The following is a 25,214-nucleotide window of genomic DNA, read 5'->3' on the forward strand; positions in this document are numbered from 1 at the left end:
ACTCTTGGACCTGTTCTCAGGAGCGGGCGGAGCCGGCGTGGGATATCACCGCGCCGGCTTCGACGTTGTTGGGGTGGATATCAAGAACTACAAGCGCTACCCGTTCGAGTTCCATGTGGCGGATGCGTTGGAGTTCCTTGCCGAGCATGGCCACGAGTTCGACGCCATTCACGCGTCACCCCCGTGCCAGGCGTACTCGCACTCAACGAAGTTTCACCGCAACGCGGGACACGAGTACCCCGACCTGCTGGAACCAACCCGTGAAGCGTTGATTGCATCGGGTAAGCCGTGGGTGATTGAGAACGTCCCCGGCACACCAATGCGGGCCGACTATCGGCTGTGTGGTTGTTTCTTCGGGTTGGAGCTGCGGCGTGTGCGTCTGTTCGAGACGAGTTGGGAGGGCTTCGCAATGCTCCCGACTCATGATCACACGGGGTTTGCGTTCTCGGTCACGGGCGACACGTCCACTAGTGCTGAGCGGGCGAAGCTTGGTCGCAACGCGACTCGGGAGGAGCGGAACCGGGCTATGGGTATCGACTGGATGAAGGGACACGAGTTGGGGTTAGCGATCCCACCCGTGTACACCGAATTTGTGGGGCGGTACCTCATGGAGCACCTTGCCGACGCCAGATTGGCGAAGGCATCATGACCGGCACCATCACCAGTTACTCCGTGACGGTTCACAGTCACATTGACCCGCAGTGCAACAGGTTCGACGGCACGCGAATCCCATGGTGGGCACTGTGGATGTTCCGTTGCGACGAATGCCGCCCGAACAACCAGACGGGGTACAACAAAAAGGGAGCAAGGAAATGACTGAGTCAATGATCAACCGCGACGAACTGGTAGCCATCTTCAAACAGGCTTGGCATCAGGCCGACTCTGAGGGGCGCGAGGGAAGCAGGGTGGAAGCTGGCATCGATGCGGTGCTGAACGCACTGAAGACGAAATAGCTAAATGACCGCGATGGTGTATTCGCGGGTGGGCAACATGTCCACCCGCGACACACCAAAATAGGCTTGACAATCTACCCGCAAGATGCTGTAAGCTTTGCTTCAAGGCAACTTGCGCCCAACCAGTCCGACACCCAACATGTGGGGTCGGACTTTTCTTATGCGCGATTGCAGGAGGAACATCGTGTCCTTGAAAGAAAAACTTGCCGAAGCATCACAAACAACACAACGCGACAGCTTCGAGATCTGGTTAGACACGCTCCCAACTGCGGAACGTGAAGCCCTAATCAAATTCGCCTCACACCCCGGCATCACACACCGCGCATTCGTGGAAATCGTGAAGTCCGAAGGGGCAAAGGTGGGCCGGGAAAAGGTCACCGCATGGCGGAAGTCGCATGGGTACATTAGCTGAGCAGTTGACAGCGGCGGCGGTCACGGTTGAACCGAAACCGTCCCGCAACCGCGACTGGGGATTCACCCAGGAACACGCACCCAACGACCACAACACACGAAGCATCACCGCAGTAACCGGCGAATCCCTGACTACCGAAGATGACTGGACACAGTTCGTCATCGACAACGGCGGTCAGGTTGCACCCGGCTACCGTGTCCGCCTGGTGGAGATGCGGCACAATTCCCACGGATGGTCACGCGCCGCTGCTGGTGACGACGCAACAACAACGAAGACATGGTTCTACCGGTTCGCCGTTGAACCCGTCCGACTCAACACATCCGTTGACGAACTGATCAAACACATTGGCCGGCGCAAAGCACCCGCAACCCAGTCCACTGGGGCGGGTGTCTTTCACCTGCTAGCCGGTGACCTGCAACTCGGCAAGATCGACGGTGACGGCACAGACGGCATCGTAGACCGGGTAGTGCAATCCATCGATGCAGGTGTCACCGAATTCAAACGGCTACGCAAAGTGCGCTCCCTCGGAGTCGCACACCTTGCATGGTTGGGTGACTGCGGTGAAGGTAACCAGTCACAAGGTGGCCGCAACATGTGGCGCACCGAACTGACAGTCACCGAACAGTACCGGGTGTTCAGACGCCTCATGCTGTACGCCATTGATGCGTACGCGCCGCTCGTTGAACGTGTCGAAGTGGATGTTGTGAACGGCAACCATGATGATGTGCAACGGCAGGTGACAACGCGTGCTGATGATGGGCACGCAACCGAATCAGCAATCGCTTTGTCGGATGCGCTCGAGTTGAACCCTGCCGCGTACGGGCACGTCAGCATGTTCGTCCCCAACAAGGACGAGTCGTACATCACCCGCGAGATTGGGTCGTCAGTGTTCACGATGGCTCACGGACACCAATGGTCACGCGGCAAATCAATGTCGTGGTGGGCGGGTCAGTCGTTCAACTGGCAGGCTCCTGGTGCGTCACACTTCCTGCTGCATGGGCATGAGCACACGGCGGGTTTGGTGACGCAGCGTGACCGTGTTGCGTTGTGCGTGCCTACGTTCGAGAGTGAATCCACTTGGTGGAGACACAAGACGGGTGATGTTGGGAAGCGTGGCGCGTTCGTGATGACAACATCCGGGGGCGAATTCGCGGACCTCAGCATCATCTAGTGGTGAATAAGGCTCTGTAGTAGCCGTCTGTCAAACCTGTGAGCCTGAAAGACCCACAGCCCTTCCGAGGGTGGTTGAAGCAGTTAGGGCAGACACACTTCCCCGCATGGGGTTGCAGTAACAAGCCTGGATGGGGCTTTCCGATTATCAAGGAGAAACCATGTCCAGTATCACTATCGGTCGTTATGACCACGAGTCGGTCACGAAGGATTACGCAGGTTGGATTGAGCCTGCTGATCGTTCGTGGATCATCTACACCGACGCACAAGGTAAGCCTGCCGTCTACTATCCGAAGCGTGCTGCTTCGGGTGCTGTGGTCGGTGAGGGAATCCTGCTGTAACGAGTTTGTAAGCATGCGAGGCCTGTTGGGAATGCCTGACGGGGAAGTTGCAACCCTCGCAGAAGTCCTAGGAACCAACGTTCACGCCGTTGGAGTAAAGCGGAGCTAAGCCGCGCCTAGGCAATTTTTCCTGCGACACCGCGCCACACGTCACCGCACTTTTGGGCGGCGAGTCGTCGCAGGATCTTCCACCCTACAAAGGGTTTGCAGTACCGGGCTGCGATTTGGTCGAGCCGTTCGGGTTTCGCTGTCGTTCCGGCGACAGCGGAATCCGGGCGTTATCCGAGTTCGAGACTCGGGCAGTCCACCATAACTTGATACGCCGGAGCCGGGTGATGCCGTGGCCGACACACATTCTCTTCAGCCCCCATAGTGGGGCTTTTTGTGTTTAACCCGCCGAAACGAGGCACGTCATGGGCGAATGGGTACACGTCAAGGATGCTGCGGGTGTGAGCGTGCCGGTGAAAACCAGCGACGCGCTGTTAGAGCACATCCACGAGCTCACACAACGCCGCGACACCACGTTGGCGTTACTCGACGCGTTCGCAGAAGCAAACCCGTCCTGGGGTGAAGTCATGGGATACATCGAACTCCACCTCAGGGGTTCCGATGCGTGACCGTATCAACTCCCTGTGTCTGTCCCTCACCACACGCCTAGTGCTGCGATACATCGGACGGCGAGCACGGAAACAAGAAAGAAGGCCATGAGCGATCACTTCGCAGACGGCACCGTGGCGCGTGTTCCCAACGAACCGTCACCGCACAACGTGTATGTCCGAGACGGTTTCAGCGGATGGGATGACCGCGTGTGGTGGCAGGCAGGGTCAGAGATCCCAGTCGCACTCCCACCCGGCTACGAGCTTCTATTCGAGGCTGACCATGAGCGCGCTGACTGATCTTGAGAACGCCCTAACCGCACTCATAGCCGAACACACAGGCGAACGATGGATGACAACCGGCTACCTCATCTACGCCATGACCACAGACCCCGAAACAATGACCCTCGAAGAACCCCACTGGATCACACCAGAAGGCCAACGAACCTACGTCACACGCGGACTACTCGAACAAGCACGCGACGAACTCACCGCAGACATCACAGGCGCATTCACCTACGTCGAAACGGAAGAAGACGATGACGACGACTAAGCGGATTTCCTGGTGGCAGTTCCGCAAGCGATCCCGATGCCCACACGTCAACGTGCGCGGCATCTACGGTGACGCGATCATTCACTCCGGATGGTTCCGCAACGTCTGTCTTGACTGCGGAAAACCCCTTGACGGTCCCGTGTCGATATCAGTGGACTGACAGCGCATCCTCGAAATGAACGCCGCTGATGTCTGACGCTTACGACCCCAACGACGTGGACACCATGAACACACAACCCGTCCGCTGGCACGAACCCATCGCATTCCTCAGCATCCTCGACAAACTCGAGCGCACAACAACCGCACAATTCAAAGAACTAATGAACTACGGACTCGGCAACCCGGAGGAACAGTGACAACCATCCATCGTTCACCCGACGAGGTAGCCGAATACACCGAAACATACCGGCTATCAGAAGCCGAACGAGCCGGGGTCGCAATCATCGACCGACTACCAGACGAGCAACGGGCACAGTACTACGCATGGCTCGAGGCGCAGAAGGCCGGCGACCAGAACTAAGCCCCAGAGGGGGTCCCAATGGCCACGATCCCCCACAATGGCAACGGACACAGGCGACGCGAGCTAGTCAAGCGCGTGAAGGCAGAAGAGTCCACCTGCGCCCTGTGCGACACCCCCGTGGACAAGACCCTGGGGATGACCCTAGGGGGGCACGGGAAGAAATGCCCCGGACCCCCATGCCCCGGATGCCAACCCCACCCGATGCGCGGCGAGGTCGATGAAGACATACCACGCTCGAGAGGCGGGTCACCATACGAGAGGGCCAACACCCACCTAATGCACCGGGGGTGTAACCAGTGGAAGGGTGCCATGACCCTCGCGGAAGCACGCGCAAAGCGTCTGGGACTGAACACACAGCCGTTGACAGAGAAACCGCCAGTCGCAGCATCACCGATCTGGTGAAAAAGCCCCCAGAACCGGCGCAGAAACACCGAAAAGCACGAATTTTGGGGTCTGTACCCCATTTCTGCACCCCACCAACCCCGAACAGGGGACAGGGGCACCCACCCCTCCCCCCCACCACCGCGGCCCACCCTCGGCATAGGTCCAATTTCCCCCCGCCGATTTTTTCCAAGGAGGCGATCATGGCATCGAAGCCAAGTCCGCTGCGTGCTGTGAAGCCGGGAGAGACTGCGCCTCGTAAGGCGAAGCTGACGATCCTTGAGGCGGCTGAGGCTGGGGACACGTTGGAAGAGTTGCGGTCGATGCGTCGGCGTATTGCTGTGGCGTTGGATAACGCGAATACGCCTGCCCGTGATTTGGCTGCTTTGTCGCGTCGCCAGCTCGAGTTGGGTAAAGAGATCGACGCGCTCGAGGCTCGTGCCAAGGAGGAATCTGAGCGTGCCACTGTCGCAGACGAAACGTTCGACGCGGAAGCTATCTGAGGTTGCCCGGCATGTTGTGATCCCTTCGGGGATTGTGACTTCTGGTTGGGCACCGGTTGAGGAGCGTTGCCGCGAGTTCGGTGATGAGTTTGATGAGTGGCAGCGCGGTGCCGGCAAGGTCATGTTGGGCAAGCGTGAGAACGGTGAGTACGCCGCGACCGTGGGCGGTATCACTCTGAGCATTCCGCGTCAGGTGGCTAAGACGTTCCTGGTGTTGCGGATCATTGTTGCTCTGTGCACGTTGTTCCCGAACATGACGGTGTTGTGGTCTGCGCATCGGACTCGTACGGCGTCTAAGACGTTCGGCACTCTGCGGGGAATGGTTGGTCGTAAGGCTGTTGCTCCGTATGTGAAGTCGGTTCGTTCGGTGAATGGTGAGCAGGAGGTTCACTTCACGAACGGGTCGGTGATCATGTTCGGTGCTCGTGAGCAGGGTTTTGGTCGTGGCTTCGATGAGGTCGATATTGAAGTTTTCGATGAGGCTCAAATCCTGACGGAGAAGGCGCTTGAGGATATGGTGGCGGCCACGAACCAGTCACGTTTTCCGGCTGGTGCGCTTCTGTTTTTCATGGGTACCCCGCCGCGGCCTGTTGATCCGTCTGAGGCGTTCAAGGCTCGCCGGCGTGAGGCGTTGGAGACTGAGGCTGCGGTTCGGCGTGGTGAGGTTGTTGAGTCGGATGCGGTGTATATCGAGTGTTCGGCTGATCCTGATGCTGACCCGGATGACCGTGAACAGTGGGCCATAGCGAATCCGTCGTACCCTCACCGGACGCCTTTGCGGTCGATGCTTAGGTTGCGTAAGAACTTGCCGGGTGATGCTTCTTGGAAGCGTGAGGCTCTTGGTATTTGGGATTCGGACCAGGAGGGTTCGCGTGCCATTGCTGAGCACGAGTGGTTGGCGACTGGTGTTGATGTTGCGCCTGCTGAGGGTGTTCGTTCGTTCTCGGTGGCGTTTTCGTTTGATGGTTCTCGGTTGGCGTTGTCGGGTGGTCTGAAGCATGACGACGGTATTCATGTGGAGCTGATTGATGCGGCTGAGGGTGATATCGCTTCGGGGTTGTCTGCGTTGGCTGATTGGTTGGCTGAGCGGTGGCGGCATGTTGCGGTGATTGTGTTGTCGGGTGCTGCTGGTGCTCCGGTGTTGGCGCAACTGTTGAAGGACCGGCGTGTGCCGGATGTTGTTGTGAAGGTTGCGACGACGACGGAGTACATGCAGTCGTGTTCGATGACGTTGGATGCGGTGCGTGATTCGGCTTCGGCGGCGAAGCGTAATGCGGATCTTGATCGCACGGATGCGCTCGAGCCGTTGGCGTTCACTCACCTCACGGCTGAGGGGCAAGCGCAGTTGGATGCATCGGTAGGTGTGTGTGACAAGAAACAGCGCGGGACGGCTGGTGCGTGGGCGTGGTATGCGACTACGCCTGAGGGTGATGAGACTCCTGTTGAGTCGATGAGTTTGGCGTATTGGGCCGCGAAGACAACTAGACGAAAGCCGCGAGGCGATCAAGAGCGGAAGGCGGTGATTCTGTGATCGGCGGAATTAGTCTCGCGTTGGACCATTCGGACGCTAACCTTTTTGATTCCCTTTATCGGGTGTGGAGTGAGCGGCGACCGCGGAACCTGACTCGTTCGACGTACTTCGATGGTGAAGCGGCGTTGAAGGATTTTGGTATCTCGCTGCCGCCCCAGATGCGGTCGATTAGTGCCGCTTTGGGGTGGAACGCTAAGGGTGTTCGTGCGGTCACTGATCGGTCGAAGTTCGGTGGCTTTGTGTCGTCTTCGGGTGATCTGTTGGGTGTGGATGAGATCGCGGCGGCGAATGATTTTGCTGCGGAGTTCCCTGGTGCGAAGGTGTCGTCTGCGGTTCATGGGTGTTCGTTTCTGACGGTTTCGCGTGGTGATGTTCTGTCGGGTGAGCCGGCTGAGTTGGTTATTGCGCGGTCGGCGGATTCGTCTGCGGCCATTTGGGACACGCGTAAACGGACGTTGGCTGGGTTTCTTTCCATAGTGGAGAAGAACGGCCTCGGTCAGCCGACTCGTCTTGTGATGTACACGCCGGAGAAGGTTATGACGTTGACGCGTCGTGACCGGGTGTGGGGTGCGTCGTGGGCTGTTGATGTTATTCGTAACCCGTTGGGTCGGGTGAGTGTTGCACCGCTGGTTTATGGGCGTGAGTTGAACCGTCCGTTGGGGCATTCGCGGATCACTCAGGCGTCGATGGGGTATGTCGATTCTGCGTTGCGGACGATTGTTCGTGCTGAGGTTTCTGCGGAGTTCTATTCGGCTCCCGAGTATTGGCTGTTCGGTGCGGACGTGGCGCAGTTCCAGGGTGCCGAGAAGTGGTCTGCCGTGATGGGCCGGATTAAGGCGCTCGAGTACGAGGCTGGCGATCCTGAGCCGAAGCTTCATCGGTTTGCTGGTGCGTCGCCGCAACCGCACACTGATCAGTTGCGGATGTGGGCGAACCTGTTTGCGGATGACCAGGATCTCGAGGTCAAGTTTGCGGACGCGTCGAACCCGTCTTCAGCGGATGCAATCTTCGCGGCCAAGGAAACGCTGATTACGACAACGCGCGACGCGAACGCGGCGTGGGAGCAGGGTGCTGAGCGGGCGATGGAGTTCGCCGTCATGTTGCGTGATGGGTTGGAGTCCGCCCCGGATGAGATGCGTGGGCTGTCGGCGTCACATACTGATCCGGCGATTGTGTCTCCGTCTGCTCGTGCGGATGCGTTCTCGAAGCTGGCGACGAACATTGTGGGCTTTGGTGAGTCTGAGGTTGGTATGGAGTATGCCGGTCTGACTCGTGAGCAGATCACTCGGCTTGGTGCGGAGAAGCGTCGGGCTGGTGTCGGGTCTCTGGTGGATGCTCTGCGTGGTGCTGCTGGTGAGGTGTCTGAGGAAGTGGCTGTTGCTGCTAGTTCCCGCGGTGAGGGTGTGTTGTCACCTGTTGAGGAAGCTAGTGAGTTGAAGGCGAAGTTTGATGCGCTTGGTGTGGCGATTCGTGCTGGCGCTGACCCCGACTCGGCTGCGGAGATGCTCGGCCTGAAGGGGCTGAAGTTCACTGGTGCGACGCCGGTTGCTCTGCGGTTGCCTGAGATGCAGGCGGCGAAGCTCGAGGATAAGTAGTCGTGGCTACGGCGTCGCAGGTTGCGGCGTATCGGACTGCCGTTGATGACTTGTCTGTTCTGGCTATCAATGAGTTGAATAACGCTTTGCTGGCGTTGGATGGGGTTGATCCGCGCAAGGTTCGGAACACTCTCATTGCTGCGTTCCCGGAATTGATCGGCCCGTACATTACGACTGCTGGTGAGTTGACTGCGGTTTGGTATGAGGATCTGCGGCGGGCCGCGTTGGGTGGGACGTTCTATGCGACAGCCTCCGGTGAGGTGAATGCGGCGCAGGTGAATGCGTTGGTGCGGTGGGGGGTGCGTCCGCTGTTTGGGCAGTCGGATTCAACGGCGTTGTCTCTCATCGGTGGTGGCATTCAGAAGATGGTTGCCGGCGCTGGTAGGCACACGATTGATGCGAACGCCCGGAAGGATGTGGCGTCAACGTCGTGGGCGCGTGTGGCGCGTCCGGGTGCGTGCAAGTTCTGCACGATGCTTGCCGGGCGTGGTGCGGTGTACCGGTCGAAGGAAGCCGCTGGCCTTGTTGTGGGTAGCGGGTCTGACCGTACCGGTTTCGATGAAGCGGGGAAGCGTCTGTCCGGTGGTATCGGCGGTGGTGTGAAGGCAAGCGGCAACCAAGCGCTCAACTCGAAGTTTCACGACTTCTGCCGGTGTGTTGCCAAGCCCACGTTCTACACCATCGGCACTTGGACGGACCCGCGCACTGGGCGCGAGGAACGTTCCCTGCAACCTATCGCCGCTTAGTCGGCATTTGAGTTTCCGCGTTCTCTCGCGGATCGGCACCCGACCGTTTCGGGGTCATGGGCGACGGCCCCTAAACGGATCGAAAGGGGTTCCGACGTGTCGGAGCAGACAAGTACCGCTGTCGCGGGAGAACAGAAGGACGAGCAGGGCAAGGAAGAAGCGAAGGGGTTTGAGGCGATCACGTCTCAGGAAGAACTCGACCGCATCATTCAGGCCCGCGTTGCTCGGGAGCGCGCAAAGCTTCCGACCGATTACGACGAGTTGAAGGCTGCTGCCGCGAAGCTCGCTGAGATCGAGGAAGCGAACAAGACCGAGGCACAAAAGGAAGCGGAGCGGCGGGCTGAGCTTGAGCGTGAGAACGCCGAACTCAAGGTCGGGAAGCTTCGCGCTGAGGTTGCCGCGGCTAAGGGTGTCCCATCGTCGTTGCTTACGGGCGGCACGAAGGAAGAACTCGAAGCTGCTGCGGATGCGCTCATTGAATTCAGGGGCGAACAACCCAAGGCCGAATCCGAGCCGGAGAAGCAAACCTACGTCATTCCTGACGAGGGTGGCATCCCGGCAATCGGTAAGGCAGACAACATCTCTCCCGGCATGGGGACTCTCCGTGCCGCTTACTCTCAAGAAAGGGTTAGCTGATGGCTATCACTCTTACCGAGGCTGCGAAGCTTTCGCAGTCTTATCTTCAGCGCGGCGTCCTTGAGACGTTCGTGCAGTCAAGCCCCGTGCTTGACCGTATCCCGTTCATGTCCATTCAGGGCAACGCGTACGCGTACAACGAGGAAGCAACCCTTCCTGGCGTTGCGTTCCGTGCCGTGAACGGTAGCTACACGGAGTCAACTGGCACCGTGAACCAGAAGACCGAGACGCTTTCGATTCTGGGTGGCGACGCGGACGTTGACAAGTTCATCGTTCAGACTCGTGGTGACGTGAATGACCAGCGTGCGGTTCAGACCGCGATGAAGGTCAAGGCTGCGTCGTACAAGTTCCAGGACACCTTCTTCAACGGTGATGTGGCGGTGGACGCTAACTCGTTCGATGGTCTGAAGAAGCGTCTTACCGGTGGTCAGGTCATTTCGACCGCGACTAACGGTGCGGCGATTCTGACGAGCGCGACCACGATTCACGCGTTCTTCGACAAGCTCGATGAGCTGGTTGCTGCGGTTCCGGGTCTTGATGGTGGCAACGGTGCGCTGTATGCGAACGCTGCGATTATCGGCAAGATCAAGTCTGCTGCGCGTCAGATTTCTGCGGATGTGTTCGTGGAGAAGGACGCGAACGGTAAGCGTCAGGTTGTGTGGCAGGGTATCCCGATTCTCGACGCCGGCGCTTCGGCATCCGGTACTGCGGTTCTTCCGCAGTCGGAGACTCAGGGTTCCTCGAGCCTTGCGTCTTCGATCTACGCGGTTCGTTTCGGTCAGGACGAGGGCGACCAGGCGGTTACTGGTCTGACCAACGGCGGCGTTCAGGTTTATGACCTGGGCGAGCTGGAGGAAAAGCCTGCGTACCGTACCCGCATCGAGTTCTACACGGGTGTTGCCGTGTTCGGCGGCAAGGCTGCGGCCCGCCTGACGGGTGTTCTGAATGCCTAAGAGCACACCGAAGGTTGAGGGGGCTGCTGAGGCTCCCGAAGCCGTGAAGGTCAAGGGTCGTCGTGAGAAGTTCGAGGCGATCCGACCGGATGGAACCGTTGTGATTGTGGATCGCAACATCGATACCGGCGAGCAGTCGGTTACCGAGAAGTAAGTAAGGGGCGGGGTCGCACGTTGTGTGTGGCCCCGTTCCCTATTTAGAGGAAGGGGTGCGTGATGGCTTCATGGACTGATCCCACTGATGTGACTGGTGCGTGGATTGGTGAGGGTGCCCCGACCGATGAGGCGCAGATTCAGGCGTGGATTGGTAAGGCCGAGCGTGAGTTGCGGTTCAGGGTGTCTGATCTGCAAGCGCGCATTGATGCTGAAGCCAAGCTTGTCCCGCCCGCCACCGACCTGTTGGAGACAGCGAAGGATGTTGTGGTGGCGATGGTCACCCGTAAATTTCGGAACCCTGAGAGCATCCGCCAAACGAACGTCACCACCGGCCCGTACACAACGTCTAAGACGTATGGCGGCAACATGCCGGGGGAACTTGAAGCGACCGATACGGAGTTGGCGAAACTGCGTGGGGTGAAGGATTCCGGTGCGTTCACTATCGGCATGATTCCGCCGACTTCACCGTTTTATGTGAGCGTGTGATGCGGCAGATTAGCGAGTACGTGCAGCACGAGGTTTACGCCGGCATGGGTGAGGATCGGCACGGCAACGAGATTGAGTTGTGGAACCCGCCAGTCGAGCTGGGTATTTATGCGTTCAATCCTGGTGGGACCGCTGAGCCTGCTGGTGCGGATCAGGACCGGGTTATTTCGCTACCCACTATCTATGTCCCCAACTCGGCTGTTGTGGGTCCGCATGATCGGTTCACAGTGCGGGGTCAGCGGTTCGATGTTGAGGGTGACATCCGCGATTTCCGCAACCCGTATGACTCGTCCATGAACGGGTTGTCGATCAACTTGAAGGGGGTCGCCGGCTGATGGGCATCGAAAAGATCAAGTGGTCGATGAAGGGTTTTCGTGAGCTGCGGAAGTCGCGTGAGGTCATGTCAGATCTCATCAAACGCGGCGACCGGATCGAGTCTGCTGCTGGTCCTGGTTATGTTGCGTCGCCGTTCACTGGTCGCACTCGTGGGCGCGTGTCGGTGATGACTGAGGATCAGGCGGCGCGTGAGGACAACGCCCGTAACAACACACTTATTCGTTCGTTGGATGCGGGGGCATGATGGTTGAGGTTATCGATTTTCCGGACGCTGAAGAAGTCGCGAAAGAGTTTCTGCGGGCTGAGTACACGGCTCGTTCGGTGGATTCCCCTAACGCGGTGGGGACGAAGCTGCCGAAGAATCACACGACCGATGACCTGTTCACTCGCGTCTCTCGCGTCGGTGGAGAGTCCCGTGACCTTGTGACCGACTCGCCGCGCCTGCTGGTGGAGTGCTTCGGCCCGTCAACTGTGGCGGCATCCGACCGGGCGAAAATCACCCGCGCCCTCATGCTTGCATCAGCTCGGCTCACCAAGAAGGTGACACGGGCAACTGAAGGTGGCGGTGTCGCCTTCCTCCCTGACCCTGATACCAACCAACCCCGGTATCAGTTCGTCGTGCAACTCGACCTTCGAGGTGTCGCGATCTAAGTAACACCGTCCTTTCAAGGCCAGCGCAAACCGCCTGAAAGGCAAAATGATGGCAAATACTGCTGCCAATGTTGTATCCGGTAAGCCGCTCGCCACGGGCGGGATTCTGATCGCCCCTGCTGGCACCGCTGTTCCCACCGATGTTTCTACCGCTCCTGGTGCCGCGTTCAAGGCTGCTGGGTACATCGGTGAGGATGGTGTCACTGAGGGTGGCGAGCGTTCGACCGAGAAGATTAAGGCGTGGGGTGGGGACGCTGTAAAGGTTGTCCAGACTGAGCACTCCCTGACGTATTCGTTCTCGTTCATTGAGACGCTGAACGCTGACGTGCTGAAGGCGATTTACGGTGACGCGAACGTGACCACCACGCCGGCGACCGTTTCGACGGGAACTGTTCACAAGGTGCTCGTCACCGGTGACACTCTGCCGCACAAGGCGTACATCTTCGAGATCAAGGACGGCGACGCTCGTATCCGCATTTGTGTTCCGGATGGTCAGATCACTGAGGTTGGTGAGGTCACTTACTCCGATTCTGAGGTTGTTGCGTACGAGGTCACTGTTGAGTGCTTCGCGGACGCGAACGGTGTGAAGGCAACCAAGTACCTCGACAACGGCATCTTCAGCGCGTAGTCGATTCATCTCCGGGCGTGGGGTTTTCCTGCGCTGGCCACCTCACGCCCGGTCTACCCCTTTTTGTTGGTCAGCGCGAAATATGAAAGGTCAGCGCAATGGTTTATGTGATTCCTGATTACAAGAAGTCGATCAAGCAGAACGTGTTTCAGTTCGAGCTCGGCGGTAAGACGTACGAGACAACCCGGTTCGACATGCTCCCCACCTCGTTCCTTGAGAGTGTGTCCGAGTTGGAAGAGAAGTACGTCCTCAAGTCGATGCGTCTCGCTATGGCGGGCGACGACGAGAACCTGGCGTCCGCGTTGGGTGAGTTGCCGCTGTCCCACATGAAGGGACTCCTTGAGGCGTGGCAGAAGGACGCCGGCGTGAGTCTGGGGGAATCGCCAGCCTCCGACGACTCCTAAACGAGTTTCCGGAGGCCGTTGAATACGACCTCATCACGCTCGGTTTGCGGTTGCGGGATTTGGGTTCGGAGCGGTTGACGTGGCGGGATCTGAAAGTCATTGTGACGCGGATGCCACCGGACAGGTCTGTACTTCAGTTGGAGTCCAAGCCGGAGGATTCGGGTTGGACGTTGGCGAATCATTTGATTGCTGAGGCGGTTGATTCGTTGCGGTTGCAGATTTGGCAGAAGACGAAGGACGGGCGGAAGAACCGTAACCGCCCGAAGCCGATTGAGCGTCCGGGTCGTCGTCCTGAACGGTTTGGTAAGAAGCCGCTCGAGTTGCACAGGATGCGGGACTGGTTGGGCTGGTCTTAGCCGCGGAGCGCGCCGACTAACTTCTCGAAGTCGGCGTTGCTCTTGCGGCGGAAGTGCAACTCATACTTCACGCCGTCGTCGGTGCGGAGCATGAGGTTGCCGTTGGTGACGGGGTTGCCGAGCCGGAACTTCTCAACGGTGAACTGGCCTCGGGTGAGGGTGAGTTCGTCGGGGATTGTCATGACTGCGGAGACAACTTCTTTGGAGGTCATTCCGTCGATGTCGGATTCTTTCAGGTCGCGGTTCTGGCCCATTAGTGCGCGGTGCGTGAACTTGTTGGTTCCTTTGGCGCGCAATGTGTTGCCGTCCCATGAGACAACGCACCCGTAACCCTCGATGGTTGTTTGTTCCATGACGCGAAGTGTACTCGCTTTTCATTTGGAGAAACAGTGCGTTCATGGCGTCCTGCCGCCGCCCGCGTAGCGAAGTTAACAGTTCAGCCGAAAGCCGTCCACTGGGCGGCTTTCCTCATTTAAGGGGGCGATCCCTATCGCAGTCGAACTGGCTACCGCGTATATCAGTCTGGTCCCGTCTACTCGTGGTTTTGCTGCGGAGACAAACAAGCAGCTTGCACCGTCAATGGAGAAGTCTGGGGGGAAACTCGGTGACGGGTTGCTCTCCGGCGTCGGCAGGGCGTTGAAGGTTGGTGCGGTCGCGGTTGGTGCTGCCGCCGTTGGTGGTTTGGGTACGGCTCTGGTTAAGGGTTTCGCCCGCCTAGACACGCTCGATCAGGCGACAGCGAAGCTGACTGGTTTGGGTCACTCTGCCGAGACGGTGCAGACGATCATGGACAACGCGCTCGCGTCAGTTCGTGGCACTGCCTTTGGGATGGGTGAGGCGGCTACGTCTGCTGCTGGTGCGGTCGCTGCGGGTATCAAGCCGGGTAAGGATCTTGAGCGGACCCTGAAGGCTGTCGCTGATGCATCCACCATTGCCGGTACTGATATGGGTTCGATGGGTGCGATCTTCAACAAGGTTGCCGCGTCGAACAAGGTTCAGATGGATGTCATCAACCAGCTCCATGACGCGGGTGTTCCGGCGTTGGCGTTGCTTGCGGAGCAGATGGGTGTTACCGCTGAGGAAGCATCCAAGATGGCTTCGAAGGGCAAGATTGACTTCGCCACTTTCCAATCGGCAATGGAGTCCGGCATGGGGGGTGCTGCCCTCAAGTCGGGTGAGACGTTCTCTGGTGCGATGGATAACGTCGGGGCTGCGTTGGGTCGTGTTGGTGCGAACCTGTTGAGTGGCATTTTCCCGCAGTTGAAGGATGGTCTTGGCGGGATTCAGGACATGCTTGCGCCGCTCGAGGATGGTGCGAAGAAGTTTGGTGCTGCATTCGGTGGGATTGTTGCGCTGGTGGTCAAGGGCGATTTCACTGCTGGGTTGCGGGATGCGTTCGGGTGGGAGGAAGACACCCCGATTGTGTCGTTCATTTTTGATCTGCGTGACAACATCGGCGCTTTGGTGTCTGAGGTTTCTGGTGGGGTGCAGGCGATGGTTGCCGCGTTCCAAGATGGTGGGGATGACGTTACGTCGTCCGGGCTTGCTGGGTTCATGGAGAGTGTCGGGTTGGCTGCACGTAAGGTGGCTGATTTTGTTTCGGGGACGCTCATGCCGGCGTTGTCTAACTTCGGTGGTTGGGTTGTCGCGAACAAGGATTGGATCATCGCCATTGCGGTAGCTGTCGGTGGTGCGGCTATCGCGATGAAGGCGTGGACGACTGCGATTGCTATTTGGCAGGGCATCACTAAGGCGGCGACCGCGATTCAGTTCGCTTTCAACCTTGTGATGGCCGCTAACCCGATCATGTTGGTGATCATGGCGATTGCTGCGCTGGTTGCGGGTCTTGTGTATTTCTTCACGCAGACGGAGACCGGTAGGGCGATCTGGGAGACGTTCACCCAGGTTGTCGGTACGGCGATGACGTGGTTGTGGGAGACGATCCTGAAGCCAATCTTCGACGCCATCGGTGCGATCTTCGGTTGGTTGTGGGACAACATCATTCTTCCGATTGTTACGAGCATCATGCTTTACGTCGGGTTGTGGGCCGCTGCGTTCGAGTGGTTGTGGAACACGATTCTGAAGCCGGTGTTCGACAAGATTGGTGAGATTTTCACTTGGATTTGGGAGACCATCATCCAGCCAATCATTAACTACATTGAGCTTGCGGTGAAGGCGTGGGGGATCATCTTCGACTGGTTGTGGGCGAACGCGATCAAGCCCGCGTTGGACAAGGTTGGGGAAATTTTCACTTGGTTGTGGGACACGATCATCAAGCCGGTGGCGGACTTCATTGGTGGGGCTATCGAGACGGTTGGCAACACGATTGAGGATGTGTTCGGGGGGATCTCCGACTTCATTGGCAATGCGTTCCAGTCGGTGCTGAATGTTGTTCGTGGTCCGATCAACGCGTTGATTGATCTGATCAACGGTGTCATCGGTGGGTTGAACTCCATCTCGGTGGACATTCCCGACTGGGTGCCGCTGGTGGGTGGTCAGACGTGGGGTTTGAACATCCCGAAGATTCCGCGGCTTGCCGAGGGTGGCATTATCCGCAAGACGCAAGGCGGGATTCTGGCGAACATTGGTGAGGGCCGTTACGACGAAGCCGTTGTCCCGTTGACGCCGGAGTTCATGGAGTCCCTTGCTGGTGGCGGGAAGCGCACCGAGAACCGTCCGATCTACGCGGACGGAACCCTGCTGGGTTGGTTGCGGCAGGAGGCCGGCAAGGAGGCGCAGTTGGTGTTCAACAGGCAACTGAATCGTGGGTTCGCTTCAACGGTTGGGAGTCGATGATGGATGCACCTGCCGCGCCTGAGCTGACCGAGGTTACGTCGCCGTCTCCTGGTGTTGAGGTCTACTTCCCCTTCCTGCATGGGGATGGTGCCACGATCACTGTGTGGCGTGTTGCTGATGGTGTGCGTGAGGAAGTGCGTGGGGCTAAGCGGGCGTCTGTTGCGGGTGACTTCCCCATCATCGACTTCGAGGTTCCGTTTGGTGTGGCCGTCACTTATGTGGGCGAGTTGTTCGATGCGGCTGGTGCGTCGGTTCTGGGTGAGCAGGCGTCGATTCAGGTTGACGTGGATGAGGTGTGGTTCCAGTCTCAGGTTGATCCGGAGTTGGCGTTCCCGGTGAGGCTCGAGGCGGCATCGTTCTCGACGGTGACACGCCCACGGAATACGAAGCGTGTGTTTGTTGCTGGGGTGTCGCGCCCGTTTGAGCAGCACTGGGGTTTGGGTGCGATTGAGGGTTTGCCGTTCACGGTGTTCACGGACACGGGTGAGCAGGCGGATGCGATGCAGCGGGTGTTGGAGTCGTCGCCGTTGCTGATTCGCACACCGCCGAGGTTTAGGACGTTGCCTCGGTTGTTGTCGGCGTCGATTGCTCAGCCTTCTCATAACCCGCTTGATTGGCAGTACAACGGTGACGCTATCGTGTGGACGCTTACCGTTGATGAGGTGCAGCCGGTGTCGAAGGCGATTCTCCGTCCGTTGGTGACGTGGGATGACTGGACTGAGGCGTCCCCCGAAGAAGAGTACGAGTGGAACGAAGTCATCGCTATCTACGGCGCGGGTACGTGGACGGATGCTCAACGTAATCCACCAACGGTTTAGGGGGAGGCGTTATGCGTGATGTTTCTGATGCGTTCCTCGAGGCTGTTGCGGGGTCGAACTCACCTGTCGTGACGTGTGACGTTTGGTTGGATGGTGAGGTTATCCGGTCGGGGTTGCGTCCGGTTGGTGGGACTGTCGAGTTCGATATGTTCCGTGACGTTGAAGCGCGCTTGTCGTCGCTGACACTTGTGGATGAGGAGTCGGACGGGTCGCGTCTGTCGCAGACGATTCATGCGTTGGGTACTCAGGTGAACGTGCGTGCCGGGTTCGACATTGCCGGGACCGAGGAAACGGTTTCGTTGGGTTGGTTCGACGTTCACGATGTTGTACGCCAAGAGTCGTGGTCGTGGTTCGACTGGTCTGATGAGGCGCAGAAAACGTCTGACGTGGCAACGCTTGAGGGTCTTGACCTGATGGGTGTTGTTGCGAGGTCGCAGTTCCTGACCCCGCCGCCTCAGACGACTGGTGCTGATGCGTGGGCGACTATCGCTGACTTGTGTGCCGGTGTTGTGTCTGTCCTTGATCCTGGGTTGCCTGCGCGCACTATTCCTGAGTCGTTGGTGTTCCAGTGGGACCGGTTGGAGACGATCAAACAGATTGCCGCCTTGTGGGGTGCTAAGCCGGTGATGACACCGGATAACCAGCTCACCCTTGTCACGGATGAGTCGGGTGATGTGATCGCTGATTTTGGTTTGCGCATCAACCTGGCCGATTGGGAGTCGCGTTCGAATTCGGAGAACATCCGTAATGGTGTGACGTTCGTTGGTAAGGACGGCGCGACGGGTCTGGATTTGATCGGGACCGCAACGGAGTCTGATGGGCCGGCGCGTTGGGGTGGGCCTTTGGGTTTTCGTCCGTTGCGTGCGGCGTCGGATTTGATGGATACGCAGGCGAAGGTTGATGCTGCGGCGAAGACAAGGCTTGAGACGGAGATTCGTTCGCGTGCTGTTGTTCAGGAAGTGTCGGCGTTGTGGCATCCGGGTATCGAACTTAGGGACAAGCCGCGCCTTGTTCTGCCTGACCGTACGGAGGATGACGCGATGATCGTTGGTTACAGGTTGCCTCTTACGGGCGGGTCGATGTCGGTTTCTCTCGGGTTGCCGGTGATTCTGTGACTGAGCTTGCGGATCTTCTGCCGCATGATCGCGGGTCGGAGTTTGTTGCGTTCCGTCGTGGGCGTGTGATTTCGGTGTCGGGTCGGCGCGTGAAGGTTGACTTGGGGACACTCGAAATCACTGTTCCTGCGGCTGACTCTTGTTACCCGGTTCCTGAGCAGACTGTTCTTCTGTCGGTTGAGGGATCAACGATGACGGCGATTGCGGCGTTGGGTGGAACGAATAAGCAGCCGACTGTGATCGTTTCGTCGTCTACTTCTACGACGGTGACGGGCACGGTGAATGGTGTGTCGCGGGTGATGCCTAAGGCTGGTCTGTTTGATGTGGTTGCTGGTGATGAGTTGCCGTTGTTTTGGGCGGCTGATGGGTCTACGGCGTGGGTTGGTGGTAAGGCTGGTGTGCCGTACATTCCGCCGCCCGAAGGTGGCGGCGGTGGCGGTGGGGGTGGCGGTGGAACGATCACCACAGGTACAGCCACCTATCCGGTTACCGGTGTGGGAACGTACTCAAATGGCACTGGATCGTGGATCAGCACGTCTACTGTCCGACAGGGTTCGGGTATTTCCGGTGCGTGGTTCTATGGCGGTAGTCGATTCCGTGAGCTTCAGGGGCGGACGATCACCGGGTTTCGCATCAACATCTCGCGCGAAGCGGGCGGCGACACGTTGAACTTCTACACGCACGGTCACAGTTCTCGTCCGGGCGGTGCGCCCGGACTGAGCAACGGGCCGGTTGGTCGTGGTGGGAGCGGGTGGATATCGCTGCCTACCTCTATGGCTAACTGGCTCATATCCGGCTCCGGCACGGGCGGGCTGGCGATTTCGGGCGCACCCGCTGGCACCCTTTCTTCGCTGGGGACGTTGCAGTTTGACTGGCGGCGCTAGTTGTCTTCGGGAATGTGCATGGAGCAATATTTTGCTTCGCTTGCCGCAGCTCCCATTGTCTGTGCGAAAAGGTCAGCGGCGCACTCGTTGGAGGGCAGTCCGAGCCGGTAGTGGGCTGCGTGTCCGATCTCGTGGAGCGCGGCGTATAGCGTTTCCGATTCACTGAGATTCGGGTCAACGAATACGACATCGGGTGTTGCGGGGTTCCAGCACCCGGCACCGCAGTTCCGAAGGTCGCTTGTCCACACAATTTGTACGTCGAACTCGGCGGCGATCTCATCGATGGTGGCGGACGCGCCCCCTGCGTGTGCCAGCATCGCGGCATTGCCGATCGTTAGCGCACCTGCGCCGAGGGATATTCCCAGGCCGATGCCTAGGCCGATGCCGAGTGTTCGTCGCCAGATGCTTCCCATGCGCTCACTCTAGGGGTGTCATACACCTTTGTCTAGACCCCTCTTTTGAGTTTCTTTCTCAACCCGTTCTGCCATGACCTCGCGCACCAGCACTGACACGTCCTTGCCCTCAGCCGCGGCGATGGCTTTGAACGGCAAGTAAATGTCGTCCGGTATCCGGTGCGTTCGCGCTGGTGTTTTCGGCTGATTCGGCACGCCCACAGCATCCCACGTAAGGAGCACGCATGTACACGACCGCATCTGGGGTACCGATCCCGCAGGGCACGGACTCATTTTCGCCGCCCACACAATTCAAGAACTGGGCGGACAAAGCGGACACCTACCACTGGGATGTCACCGTCGCAACCGACAGTGAACGAAACGCACTCGCCGCACCCGTCCGACGCAACGGACTCCGATGCTACGTCACCGGCACCGGCATCCTGTGGGTGTACAACAACGGGTGGAGTCCCCTTGTCGGTGTGTCGCATCTGCAACTTGATACGACGAACTCGCAACCGAAACTGACTACTCAGCACGGTATCGGCAGGGTTGCGTCTGTGGCGGCGGCTCAGGTGACGAAGACTGTGACGTTCCCGGTGGCGTTCACGTCTACCCCTGTTATTCATGTGGATTACATCGGTGGGCGTTCGGGTGCTGTGGCACCGTTCAACCCTGCGAGTCTCATCGATGTTGCACCGCCGCTGGTTGGTAAGGGGTTCGGCCCTTCTACCACCGGTTTGACGGTGCTTATGCACCGCACGGATGGTGCGAACCTTCCCCCGGATTGGAGTCTTTACTACTCCTGGTCGGCCACGGGGACTGTCGCGTAATGGCTATTGCCCTGCGCCGCCCGTCACCCGGTCAGATCACTAGCGGGTTCGGTGTGCGTGCTGGTGGTTTGCATGAGGGTATCGATTTTGGGTGGGGCAACGGGTGGTCCATTTATGCCGCCGCAACGGGTGTTGTGACGTGGGCTGGGCCTGGTGCCGGGTATGGCACGCGTTACGGGAATCTCACGATCATCAACCACGGCGGTTACGAAACACGGTACGCACACCAGTCACGCATCGACGTACGAGTGGGACAACAGGTGTCCGTTGGGCAGGCAATTGGTGTGATCGGTGGGAGTGGCGCATCCGGCCCGAACACGTACGCACCCCACCTGCACTTCGAGCTGCTGATTGGCGGTAAGCGTGTCAACCCTGCCCCGTACTTCACATCCACGGCAGGTGGTGGTGTGACACCGATAGTCGTCATTGAACCCGAAGAAGAGAGCGAGCACGAGATGAGAGTCATCTACAACCAGGACGCACCAGCCAGTCAGGATGCCACCCGCCGTGCTGTCGTGGGTGAGTTCACGTTCAAGGTGATCACCGGCCCGCAATCCACCCGCGAGCGGAAGCTGTGGGGTGACCCGGTGAACGTCACACAGGGGGAGTGGGACGCACAACGCATGTCAGTTGAAGAGAACCGTCGCGCCTTCGGGATGCCGTCCATCGACTATGCGGAGTTCGCGAAGGTTGTTGCCCTCGCCGTTGCCGCCACACCGCCGAGTGTCACGCCGGCTCAGATCGCTAAGGCCGTGAACGACGACGCCGCGGAACGACTCCGCAACTAACACCCGCCCCTACTACCCGAACGAGAGGGGCACACGATGTCCGACGAAACCGAACCCGCAATCCGTGTCACCCTCCGCGACGTGTACGCCGACGTGCAAGACATGAAACGCATCCTGCAAGACGTTGCCGCGAAACTTCCCGAACACATGGAACAAACCCGCTCACGTTTGAACGATCACGAGAAACGCATCAGGTCGCTCGAGACAAGGGTGCTGATGGCGTTCGGTGGGTTCGGGTTGCTGACTATCGCATCCCCGTTCCTACTCAAAGTTCTATTCCCGTAACAACCAAAGGAGTCCCCTTGTTCACTTTCGCTTTTTGGAAGGCCGCAACCGAGCGTGCCATTAAGTCCGGTGCCCAGTTCGTCGGTCTCACCATCGGCGGCGGTATCGCTGCTGGTGTTTCCGGTAACGAGGTCATCAACGCGTTCCTGCTCGACTACCCCACCCTTGGTGGCGTGTTCCTCGGCGGTGCGCTGGCGTCGTACGTGACCAGCCTTATCTCTGCCCCGATCAGTGGCGGCAGTCCGTCTATCACCGGCTCGGAACATATCCCGAGCTGATACGAACCTCACCCATTTGATGAGGCTCCCGAAACACCCGAAGAATCGTAGGAGTCATAATGCCTTTCACCCCAACCGAAGTGCAGGCCATAGCCGCCACTGAAGCGGCTAAGGTCACCCACCTTTCCCTGCACAAGGGCAACCCCGGAACCACGGGTGCCAACGAAGCCTCGGGCGCGCCCTACGCACGCAAAACTACCACCGTCACGGCGGTAGGCGGTGTGGGCACATCCACTGAAGTGCTGTTCGATCTGCCCGGCCACCCCACCGACGAGTACAACCATTTCGGAGTGTGGGCTGGCGCGACCTTCATTGGCGGCAACCCGTTGTCTTCGCCCAAGAAGGACACCGAGCCGTTCCAGGTGAAACTCACCGTCATCTTCCCCATCACCGCTAGCTGACGGCAAGCCTCATGGCCGCGCCCACTCTCGTCTCCGTAACGGCATCCCCCTACAACAGTGCCACCACACCGAAGACGGTCACTGTTGCCGTGCAAACCGGTGACCGCATCGTTGTTGGGGCGCTTGGTGAGGATGCTGCTCTCACCCACGCCACCCCGACCGGTGCCGCGTTCGTGTTGGAGCAGTCGGTGGATGTGAACAAATACTCGACCGCGTACGTGTGGAAAGCCACCGCCACAACAACAGGGACGATCACCGTTTCCGCTGCCGTGGATGGTGGCCGCTTCCACGGGTTCACCGTTTGGGTGTTCCGTGGTTCCGCTGGGTTTGGGGTGTCGGGTAAGGCGAACGGTTCTGGTGCCCCGTCTGTAGCTTTGACGTGTGCCGCGAATTCGGCTGTTGTTGTTGTGGCGTCGGATTGGAACGCGATTGATGGCACGTCACGTGTGTGGCGTTCCGGTGTGGAGTCCACCTATTTTCGTGACGCGGCTAGGTACACCGTTTATGCGGGTGTTGTGTCGGATGTTGGGACGGCTGGTTCTAAGACGGTTGGGTTGTCGGCTCCGTCTGGGCAGAAGTTTTCTGTTGCTGCGGTTGAGGTTTTGGCTGGTGCGGGTGGGGTGGTTACTGAGGCGACTGGTGTTCTGCCGGCGACTGTAGGTGCCACGTCTACGGCATCGGCTGTTCGTGCTCTGGGCGGCGCTGTGCCGCTGTCTGCGGGGCTAGGAAGTCTGTCAGCATCGGTGATGCGTGCGAGCGGTTCGACCCCTGTAACAGCCGCCCTTAGCGGGTCGGCTGTGCGGGTTGCTGTGGCCGCTGGAACCCTCCCAATGTCTCTCGCGTTGGCATCCTCGAGCGTGAAGGTCGCAAGCGCATCCGGCACACTGTCAGCCACACTCACGCTCACGGGCAACACCAGCTCAGGCACAACCACAAGCGGGTTACTGCCCCTGACCGTTGACCTTCACGGCGTATCGTCGCGGGTCGCACAAGCAACCGGGACGCTACCCATCACGGCTGGCATGTCTGGTGCATCCGTCACCGACAACACCGTGACAGGCGTTCTCCCGCTGCACATCACGGGCGAGAGTACCGGGCACATGATCGCGTACGCGTCCGGTGTGCTCCCTGGTTTCATTGCCGTGAATGGTTTGGACACCATGCGCGACATCACCGCCACGGGTTCACTCAACCCGCGACGGTGGACAGGCACACAATCAACCCGCACGATGACGGCAACACTCACACGCAGACGTTGGGAAGGCCACCATGACTAACTACTACCCGCGGGAGACTGTTGAGTTCCTGGCTGTCACGGTCACGGTCGATGGTGCACCGGTGACAGACAATGTTGAGTTCTGTGTCACCCCCGTTGGTGAACGCCCCGAACTGTGGGACGCGCCGACCGTGCTAGACAACCGCATCGGTGTGATGGTTCAAAATCAGGAACCCGGTAATTACAGGGTGTGGGCGCGTGTGACAGATAACCCTGAGATCCCGGTTGTTGATTGCGGCTATTACACGGTCGCCTAATGCTTCAGTAAACCGCCCACTAGATAGACACGGAGAACAATGAACGACCGCCCCACCGACGACTTCGATGTGCCAGTAGATCCAATGGAACTTTTACAGTGCGAGTCGTGTCAGAGAGCGCCTAGAACAAATGTTCAGGTAAACTGGTAAGACAACTCAAAAGGACGAGAGCCGCCTAGCGCGGAAACGCTGGCGGCTCTCTGACTCCACTTCTAGATATCGGCTAGAGCGGAGCTGCTACAAGTCTATGGCCTGTAGTGCTTCCCTCACCGCGGAGGCACACATGGTCAATATGAACAAGCATAAGAACCCATCCGTATACGCCCTTCATGCTGGGGATCACGTCTACCGTTACGTCGGTTCAACGAGCGTCAACTCCCTGAACCGTTTGTGGCAACACAACTATCGCGCTCGCTCTGGCCATGATGCCCCGGTGTATAAGTGGATGCGTGAAGTTGGCATCGACAACGTACACGTCACCGACCTAGTGCTCGAGGCGGATAAGGATATGCGCGAGGGTCTAGAGGTAGCGGCCATCGTGCAATTGCTGGGTGAGGGATTCCCCCTGGTCAATTCTCTGTGGTCAAAGGGCGGCGGCTTGCCCGTAAGGAGCACCGAGTACCAGCGCATTGTGAACAAGGCAAAGCCCCGCAAGCCGAATGTGAAGCGGCCCCACCAACCTAAGCCGACAAAGGCAAAGGCCCCGCGTGTTCCCAATCATGGAACGCGCACGGAGTGGGAGAAGTACAAGTGCAAGTGCCCCGACTGCCGCCTAGCGGGAGCGCAGCGCAATGCCTTGAAGCGCGGCAGGCCGATCCCAACGACACCGGCCCGCGCTCGAGGCGTCACCCCGCCGCATGGAACGGTGGTCCGGTACAACCATTACGACTGCCGATGCGTCGAGTGCAGAATGGCGGGAGCTGAATACCGCGTCAGCCGCAAGTCTGCGTAACTGTTTAGAACTTGAACCCCCTGTGTCCCCTAACCGGGATGCAGGGGGTTCCTTTTGTTGTTGGTGGGGTTAGTGTGCACTTGTTCGCCATAGTGTGTACTTGCGTGTGTACCTAGCCTGTTTTCGCCTGTTTCTTTCTGTGCTGCTGTTCCGCTACTTCCCTTATGCTCATTGGCTTGTAGCCCCGAGCCCCCTGTCGGATTCGAACCGACGACCTTCGCTTTACAAGAGC

General features: G+C 58.9%; 36 protein-coding genes. 34 read left to right on the forward strand and 2 right to left on the reverse strand.

Annotated features, from left to right (window positions below):
- Positions 1-4 precede the first annotated feature (4 nt).
- From IRG63_RS13475 to IRG63_RS14150, 23 genes are all read left to right on the forward strand, one after another.
- Positions 5-649, forward strand: coding sequence for a DNA cytosine methyltransferase (locus IRG63_RS13475; protein WP_227412200.1), 645 nt, complete (start codon positions 5-7; stop codon positions 647-649).
- 163 nt (positions 650-812) lie between these two features.
- The gene (locus IRG63_RS13480; protein ID WP_193510463.1) at positions 813-953 is read left to right on the forward strand and encodes a hypothetical protein; all 141 of its coding nucleotides are present in this window, start codon (positions 813-815) and stop codon (positions 951-953) included.
- Positions 954-1,137: 184 nt separating this feature from the next.
- The gene (locus IRG63_RS13485; protein ID WP_193510464.1) at positions 1,138-1,365 is read left to right on the forward strand and encodes a hypothetical protein; all 228 of its coding nucleotides are present in this window, start codon (positions 1,138-1,140) and stop codon (positions 1,363-1,365) included.
- Positions 1,349-2,536, forward strand: coding sequence for a hypothetical protein (locus IRG63_RS13490; RefSeq protein WP_193510465.1), 1,188 nt, complete (start codon positions 1,349-1,351; stop codon positions 2,534-2,536). The genes IRG63_RS13485 and IRG63_RS13490 overlap by 17 nt, the downstream gene beginning before the upstream one ends.
- Positions 2,537-2,666: 130 nt before the next feature.
- Positions 2,667-2,876: a hypothetical protein gene (locus IRG63_RS13495; RefSeq protein ID WP_193510466.1), complete on the forward strand. Its 210-nt coding sequence runs from the start codon at positions 2,667-2,669 to the stop codon at positions 2,874-2,876.
- 413 nt (positions 2,877-3,289) lie between these two features.
- Positions 3,290-3,493 carry a hypothetical protein gene (locus IRG63_RS13500; RefSeq protein ID WP_193510467.1) on the forward strand — a complete coding sequence of 68 codons (204 nt, stop codon included), beginning with the start codon at positions 3,290-3,292 and terminating at the stop codon, positions 3,491-3,493.
- 87 nt (positions 3,494-3,580) lie between these two features.
- Positions 3,581-3,772 carry a hypothetical protein gene (locus IRG63_RS13505; RefSeq protein WP_193510468.1) on the forward strand — a complete coding sequence of 64 codons (192 nt, stop codon included), beginning with the start codon at positions 3,581-3,583 and terminating at the stop codon, positions 3,770-3,772.
- Positions 3,756-4,025 carry a hypothetical protein gene (locus IRG63_RS13510; protein WP_193510469.1) on the forward strand — a complete coding sequence of 90 codons (270 nt, stop codon included), beginning with the start codon at positions 3,756-3,758 and terminating at the stop codon, positions 4,023-4,025. Before IRG63_RS13505 ends, IRG63_RS13510 begins: the two co-directional genes overlap by 17 nt.
- Before the next feature lie 188 nt (positions 4,026-4,213).
- Entirely contained in the window at positions 4,214-4,381 is a 168-nt protein-coding gene (locus IRG63_RS13515) for a hypothetical protein (protein WP_193510470.1), read from the forward strand.
- A gap of 748 nt (positions 4,382-5,129) precedes the next feature.
- Positions 5,130-5,429: a hypothetical protein gene (locus IRG63_RS13520; RefSeq protein WP_193510471.1), complete on the forward strand. Its 300-nt coding sequence runs from the start codon at positions 5,130-5,132 to the stop codon at positions 5,427-5,429.
- On the forward strand, positions 5,386-6,960 hold the full coding sequence (locus tag IRG63_RS13525) for a terminase (protein WP_193510472.1): 1,575 nt from the start codon (positions 5,386-5,388) through the stop codon (positions 6,958-6,960). The genes IRG63_RS13520 and IRG63_RS13525 overlap by 44 nt, the downstream gene beginning before the upstream one ends.
- Complete coding sequence (locus tag IRG63_RS13530) at positions 6,957-8,555, forward strand: phage portal protein (RefSeq protein ID WP_193510473.1); 1,599 nt, start codon at positions 6,957-6,959, stop codon at positions 8,553-8,555. The genes IRG63_RS13525 and IRG63_RS13530 overlap by 4 nt, the downstream gene beginning before the upstream one ends.
- Positions 8,556-8,557: 2 nt before the next feature.
- Positions 8,558-9,301, forward strand: coding sequence for a hypothetical protein (locus IRG63_RS13535; protein ID WP_193510474.1), 744 nt, complete (start codon positions 8,558-8,560; stop codon positions 9,299-9,301).
- 96 nt (positions 9,302-9,397) lie between these two features.
- Positions 9,398-9,937: a hypothetical protein gene (locus tag IRG63_RS13540; RefSeq protein WP_193510475.1), complete on the forward strand. Its 540-nt coding sequence runs from the start codon at positions 9,398-9,400 to the stop codon at positions 9,935-9,937.
- Positions 9,937-10,890, forward strand: coding sequence for a major capsid protein (locus IRG63_RS13545; RefSeq protein WP_193510476.1), 954 nt, complete (start codon positions 9,937-9,939; stop codon positions 10,888-10,890). The genes IRG63_RS13540 and IRG63_RS13545 overlap by 1 nt, the downstream gene beginning before the upstream one ends.
- Positions 10,883-11,044 (forward strand): hypothetical protein, encoded by a 162-nt coding sequence (locus IRG63_RS13550; RefSeq protein WP_193510477.1) that lies wholly within the window; start codon positions 10,883-10,885, stop codon positions 11,042-11,044. Before IRG63_RS13545 ends, IRG63_RS13550 begins: the two co-directional genes overlap by 8 nt.
- 62 nt (positions 11,045-11,106) lie before the next feature.
- Positions 11,107-11,532, forward strand: coding sequence for a Gp19/Gp15/Gp42 family protein (locus IRG63_RS13555; RefSeq protein ID WP_193510478.1), 426 nt, complete (start codon positions 11,107-11,109; stop codon positions 11,530-11,532).
- A 20-nt stretch (positions 11,533-11,552) separates the two neighbouring features.
- Complete coding sequence (locus tag IRG63_RS13560) at positions 11,553-11,867, forward strand: hypothetical protein (RefSeq protein WP_193510479.1); 315 nt, start codon at positions 11,553-11,555, stop codon at positions 11,865-11,867.
- Entirely contained in the window at positions 11,867-12,112 is a 246-nt protein-coding gene (locus tag IRG63_RS13565; RefSeq protein WP_193510480.1) for a hypothetical protein, read from the forward strand. The genes IRG63_RS13560 and IRG63_RS13565 overlap by 1 nt, the downstream gene beginning before the upstream one ends.
- Positions 12,109-12,519 carry a hypothetical protein gene (locus IRG63_RS13570; protein WP_193510481.1) on the forward strand — a complete coding sequence of 137 codons (411 nt, stop codon included), beginning with the start codon at positions 12,109-12,111 and terminating at the stop codon, positions 12,517-12,519. The genes IRG63_RS13565 and IRG63_RS13570 overlap by 4 nt, the downstream gene beginning before the upstream one ends.
- Before the next feature lie 49 nt (positions 12,520-12,568).
- On the forward strand, positions 12,569-13,147 hold the full coding sequence (locus tag IRG63_RS13575; protein ID WP_193510482.1) for a hypothetical protein: 579 nt from the start codon (positions 12,569-12,571) through the stop codon (positions 13,145-13,147).
- A 107-nt stretch (positions 13,148-13,254) separates the two neighbouring features.
- A complete protein-coding gene (locus IRG63_RS13580; protein ID WP_193510483.1) occupies positions 13,255-13,551 on the forward strand; it encodes a hypothetical protein in 297 nt (98 codons plus the stop codon).
- Positions 13,552-13,661: 110 nt separating this feature from the next.
- The gene (locus IRG63_RS14150; protein ID WP_193510500.1) at positions 13,662-13,907 is read left to right on the forward strand and encodes a DUF5361 domain-containing protein; all 246 of its coding nucleotides are present in this window, start codon (positions 13,662-13,664) and stop codon (positions 13,905-13,907) included.
- Here the strand turns inward: IRG63_RS14150 and IRG63_RS13590 are convergent.
- Positions 13,904-14,260 (reverse strand): hypothetical protein, encoded by a 357-nt coding sequence (locus IRG63_RS13590; RefSeq protein WP_193510485.1) that lies wholly within the window; start codon positions 14,258-14,260, stop codon positions 13,904-13,906. The genes IRG63_RS14150 and IRG63_RS13590 overlap by 4 nt on opposite strands.
- Before the next feature lie 226 nt (positions 14,261-14,486).
- Between IRG63_RS13590 and IRG63_RS13595 the strand changes: the two genes are divergently transcribed.
- From IRG63_RS13595 to IRG63_RS13610, 4 genes are read left to right on the forward strand one after another with little or no spacing between them, the layout of a single operon-like run.
- Positions 14,487-16,703 (forward strand): tape measure protein, encoded by a 2,217-nt coding sequence (locus IRG63_RS13595; protein WP_193510486.1) that lies wholly within the window; start codon positions 14,487-14,489, stop codon positions 16,701-16,703.
- Positions 16,703-17,521, forward strand: a complete 819-nt coding sequence (locus IRG63_RS13600) for a hypothetical protein (RefSeq protein ID WP_193510488.1) — start codon at positions 16,703-16,705, stop codon at positions 17,519-17,521. The genes IRG63_RS13595 and IRG63_RS13600 overlap by 1 nt, the downstream gene beginning before the upstream one ends.
- 11 nt (positions 17,522-17,532) lie before the next feature.
- Entirely contained in the window at positions 17,533-18,636 is a 1,104-nt protein-coding gene (locus IRG63_RS13605) for a hypothetical protein (protein WP_193510489.1), read from the forward strand.
- Positions 18,633-19,520 carry a hypothetical protein gene (locus tag IRG63_RS13610; RefSeq protein WP_193510490.1) on the forward strand — a complete coding sequence of 296 codons (888 nt, stop codon included), beginning with the start codon at positions 18,633-18,635 and terminating at the stop codon, positions 19,518-19,520. The genes IRG63_RS13605 and IRG63_RS13610 overlap by 4 nt, the downstream gene beginning before the upstream one ends.
- Here the strand turns inward: IRG63_RS13610 and IRG63_RS13615 are convergent.
- Positions 19,517-19,933: a hypothetical protein gene (locus IRG63_RS13615; RefSeq protein ID WP_193510491.1), complete on the reverse strand. Its 417-nt coding sequence runs from the start codon at positions 19,931-19,933 to the stop codon at positions 19,517-19,519. The two genes, IRG63_RS13610 and IRG63_RS13615, sit on opposite strands and share 4 nt — an antisense overlap.
- A gap of 224 nt (positions 19,934-20,157) precedes the next feature.
- Here IRG63_RS13615 and IRG63_RS13620 point away from each other — a divergent pair, with 224 nt between their 5' ends.
- The 7 genes from IRG63_RS13620 (at position 20,158) to IRG63_RS13650 (ending at position 24,030) form a co-directional block, all read left to right on the forward strand.
- On the forward strand, positions 20,158-20,745 hold the full coding sequence (locus IRG63_RS13620; RefSeq protein WP_193510492.1) for a hypothetical protein: 588 nt from the start codon (positions 20,158-20,160) through the stop codon (positions 20,743-20,745).
- Positions 20,745-21,533 carry a M23 family metallopeptidase gene (locus tag IRG63_RS13625; RefSeq protein ID WP_193510493.1) on the forward strand — a complete coding sequence of 263 codons (789 nt, stop codon included), beginning with the start codon at positions 20,745-20,747 and terminating at the stop codon, positions 21,531-21,533. Before IRG63_RS13620 ends, IRG63_RS13625 begins: the two co-directional genes overlap by 1 nt.
- 36 nt (positions 21,534-21,569) lie before the next feature.
- Positions 21,570-21,818, forward strand: a complete 249-nt coding sequence (locus tag IRG63_RS13630) for a hypothetical protein (protein ID WP_193510494.1) — start codon at positions 21,570-21,572, stop codon at positions 21,816-21,818.
- Between the two features lie 17 nt (positions 21,819-21,835).
- Positions 21,836-22,096: a hypothetical protein gene (locus tag IRG63_RS13635; RefSeq protein WP_193510495.1), complete on the forward strand. Its 261-nt coding sequence runs from the start codon at positions 21,836-21,838 to the stop codon at positions 22,094-22,096.
- 59 nt (positions 22,097-22,155) lie between these two features.
- On the forward strand, positions 22,156-22,497 hold the full coding sequence (locus IRG63_RS13640) for a hypothetical protein (protein ID WP_193510496.1): 342 nt from the start codon (positions 22,156-22,158) through the stop codon (positions 22,495-22,497).
- A gap of 89 nt (positions 22,498-22,586) precedes the next feature.
- A complete protein-coding gene (locus IRG63_RS13645; protein ID WP_193510497.1) occupies positions 22,587-23,774 on the forward strand; it encodes a hypothetical protein in 1,188 nt (395 codons plus the stop codon).
- The gene (locus tag IRG63_RS13650) at positions 23,767-24,030 is read left to right on the forward strand and encodes a hypothetical protein (RefSeq protein ID WP_193510498.1); all 264 of its coding nucleotides are present in this window, start codon (positions 23,767-23,769) and stop codon (positions 24,028-24,030) included. The genes IRG63_RS13645 and IRG63_RS13650 overlap by 8 nt, the downstream gene beginning before the upstream one ends.
- Positions 24,031-25,214: the final 1,184 nt, after the last annotated feature.

This window comes from Cryobacterium sp. BB736 (assembly GCF_014980265.1).
In the GTDB taxonomy this organism is placed as follows: Bacteria; Actinomycetota; Actinomycetes; order Actinomycetales; family Microbacteriaceae; genus Terrimesophilobacter.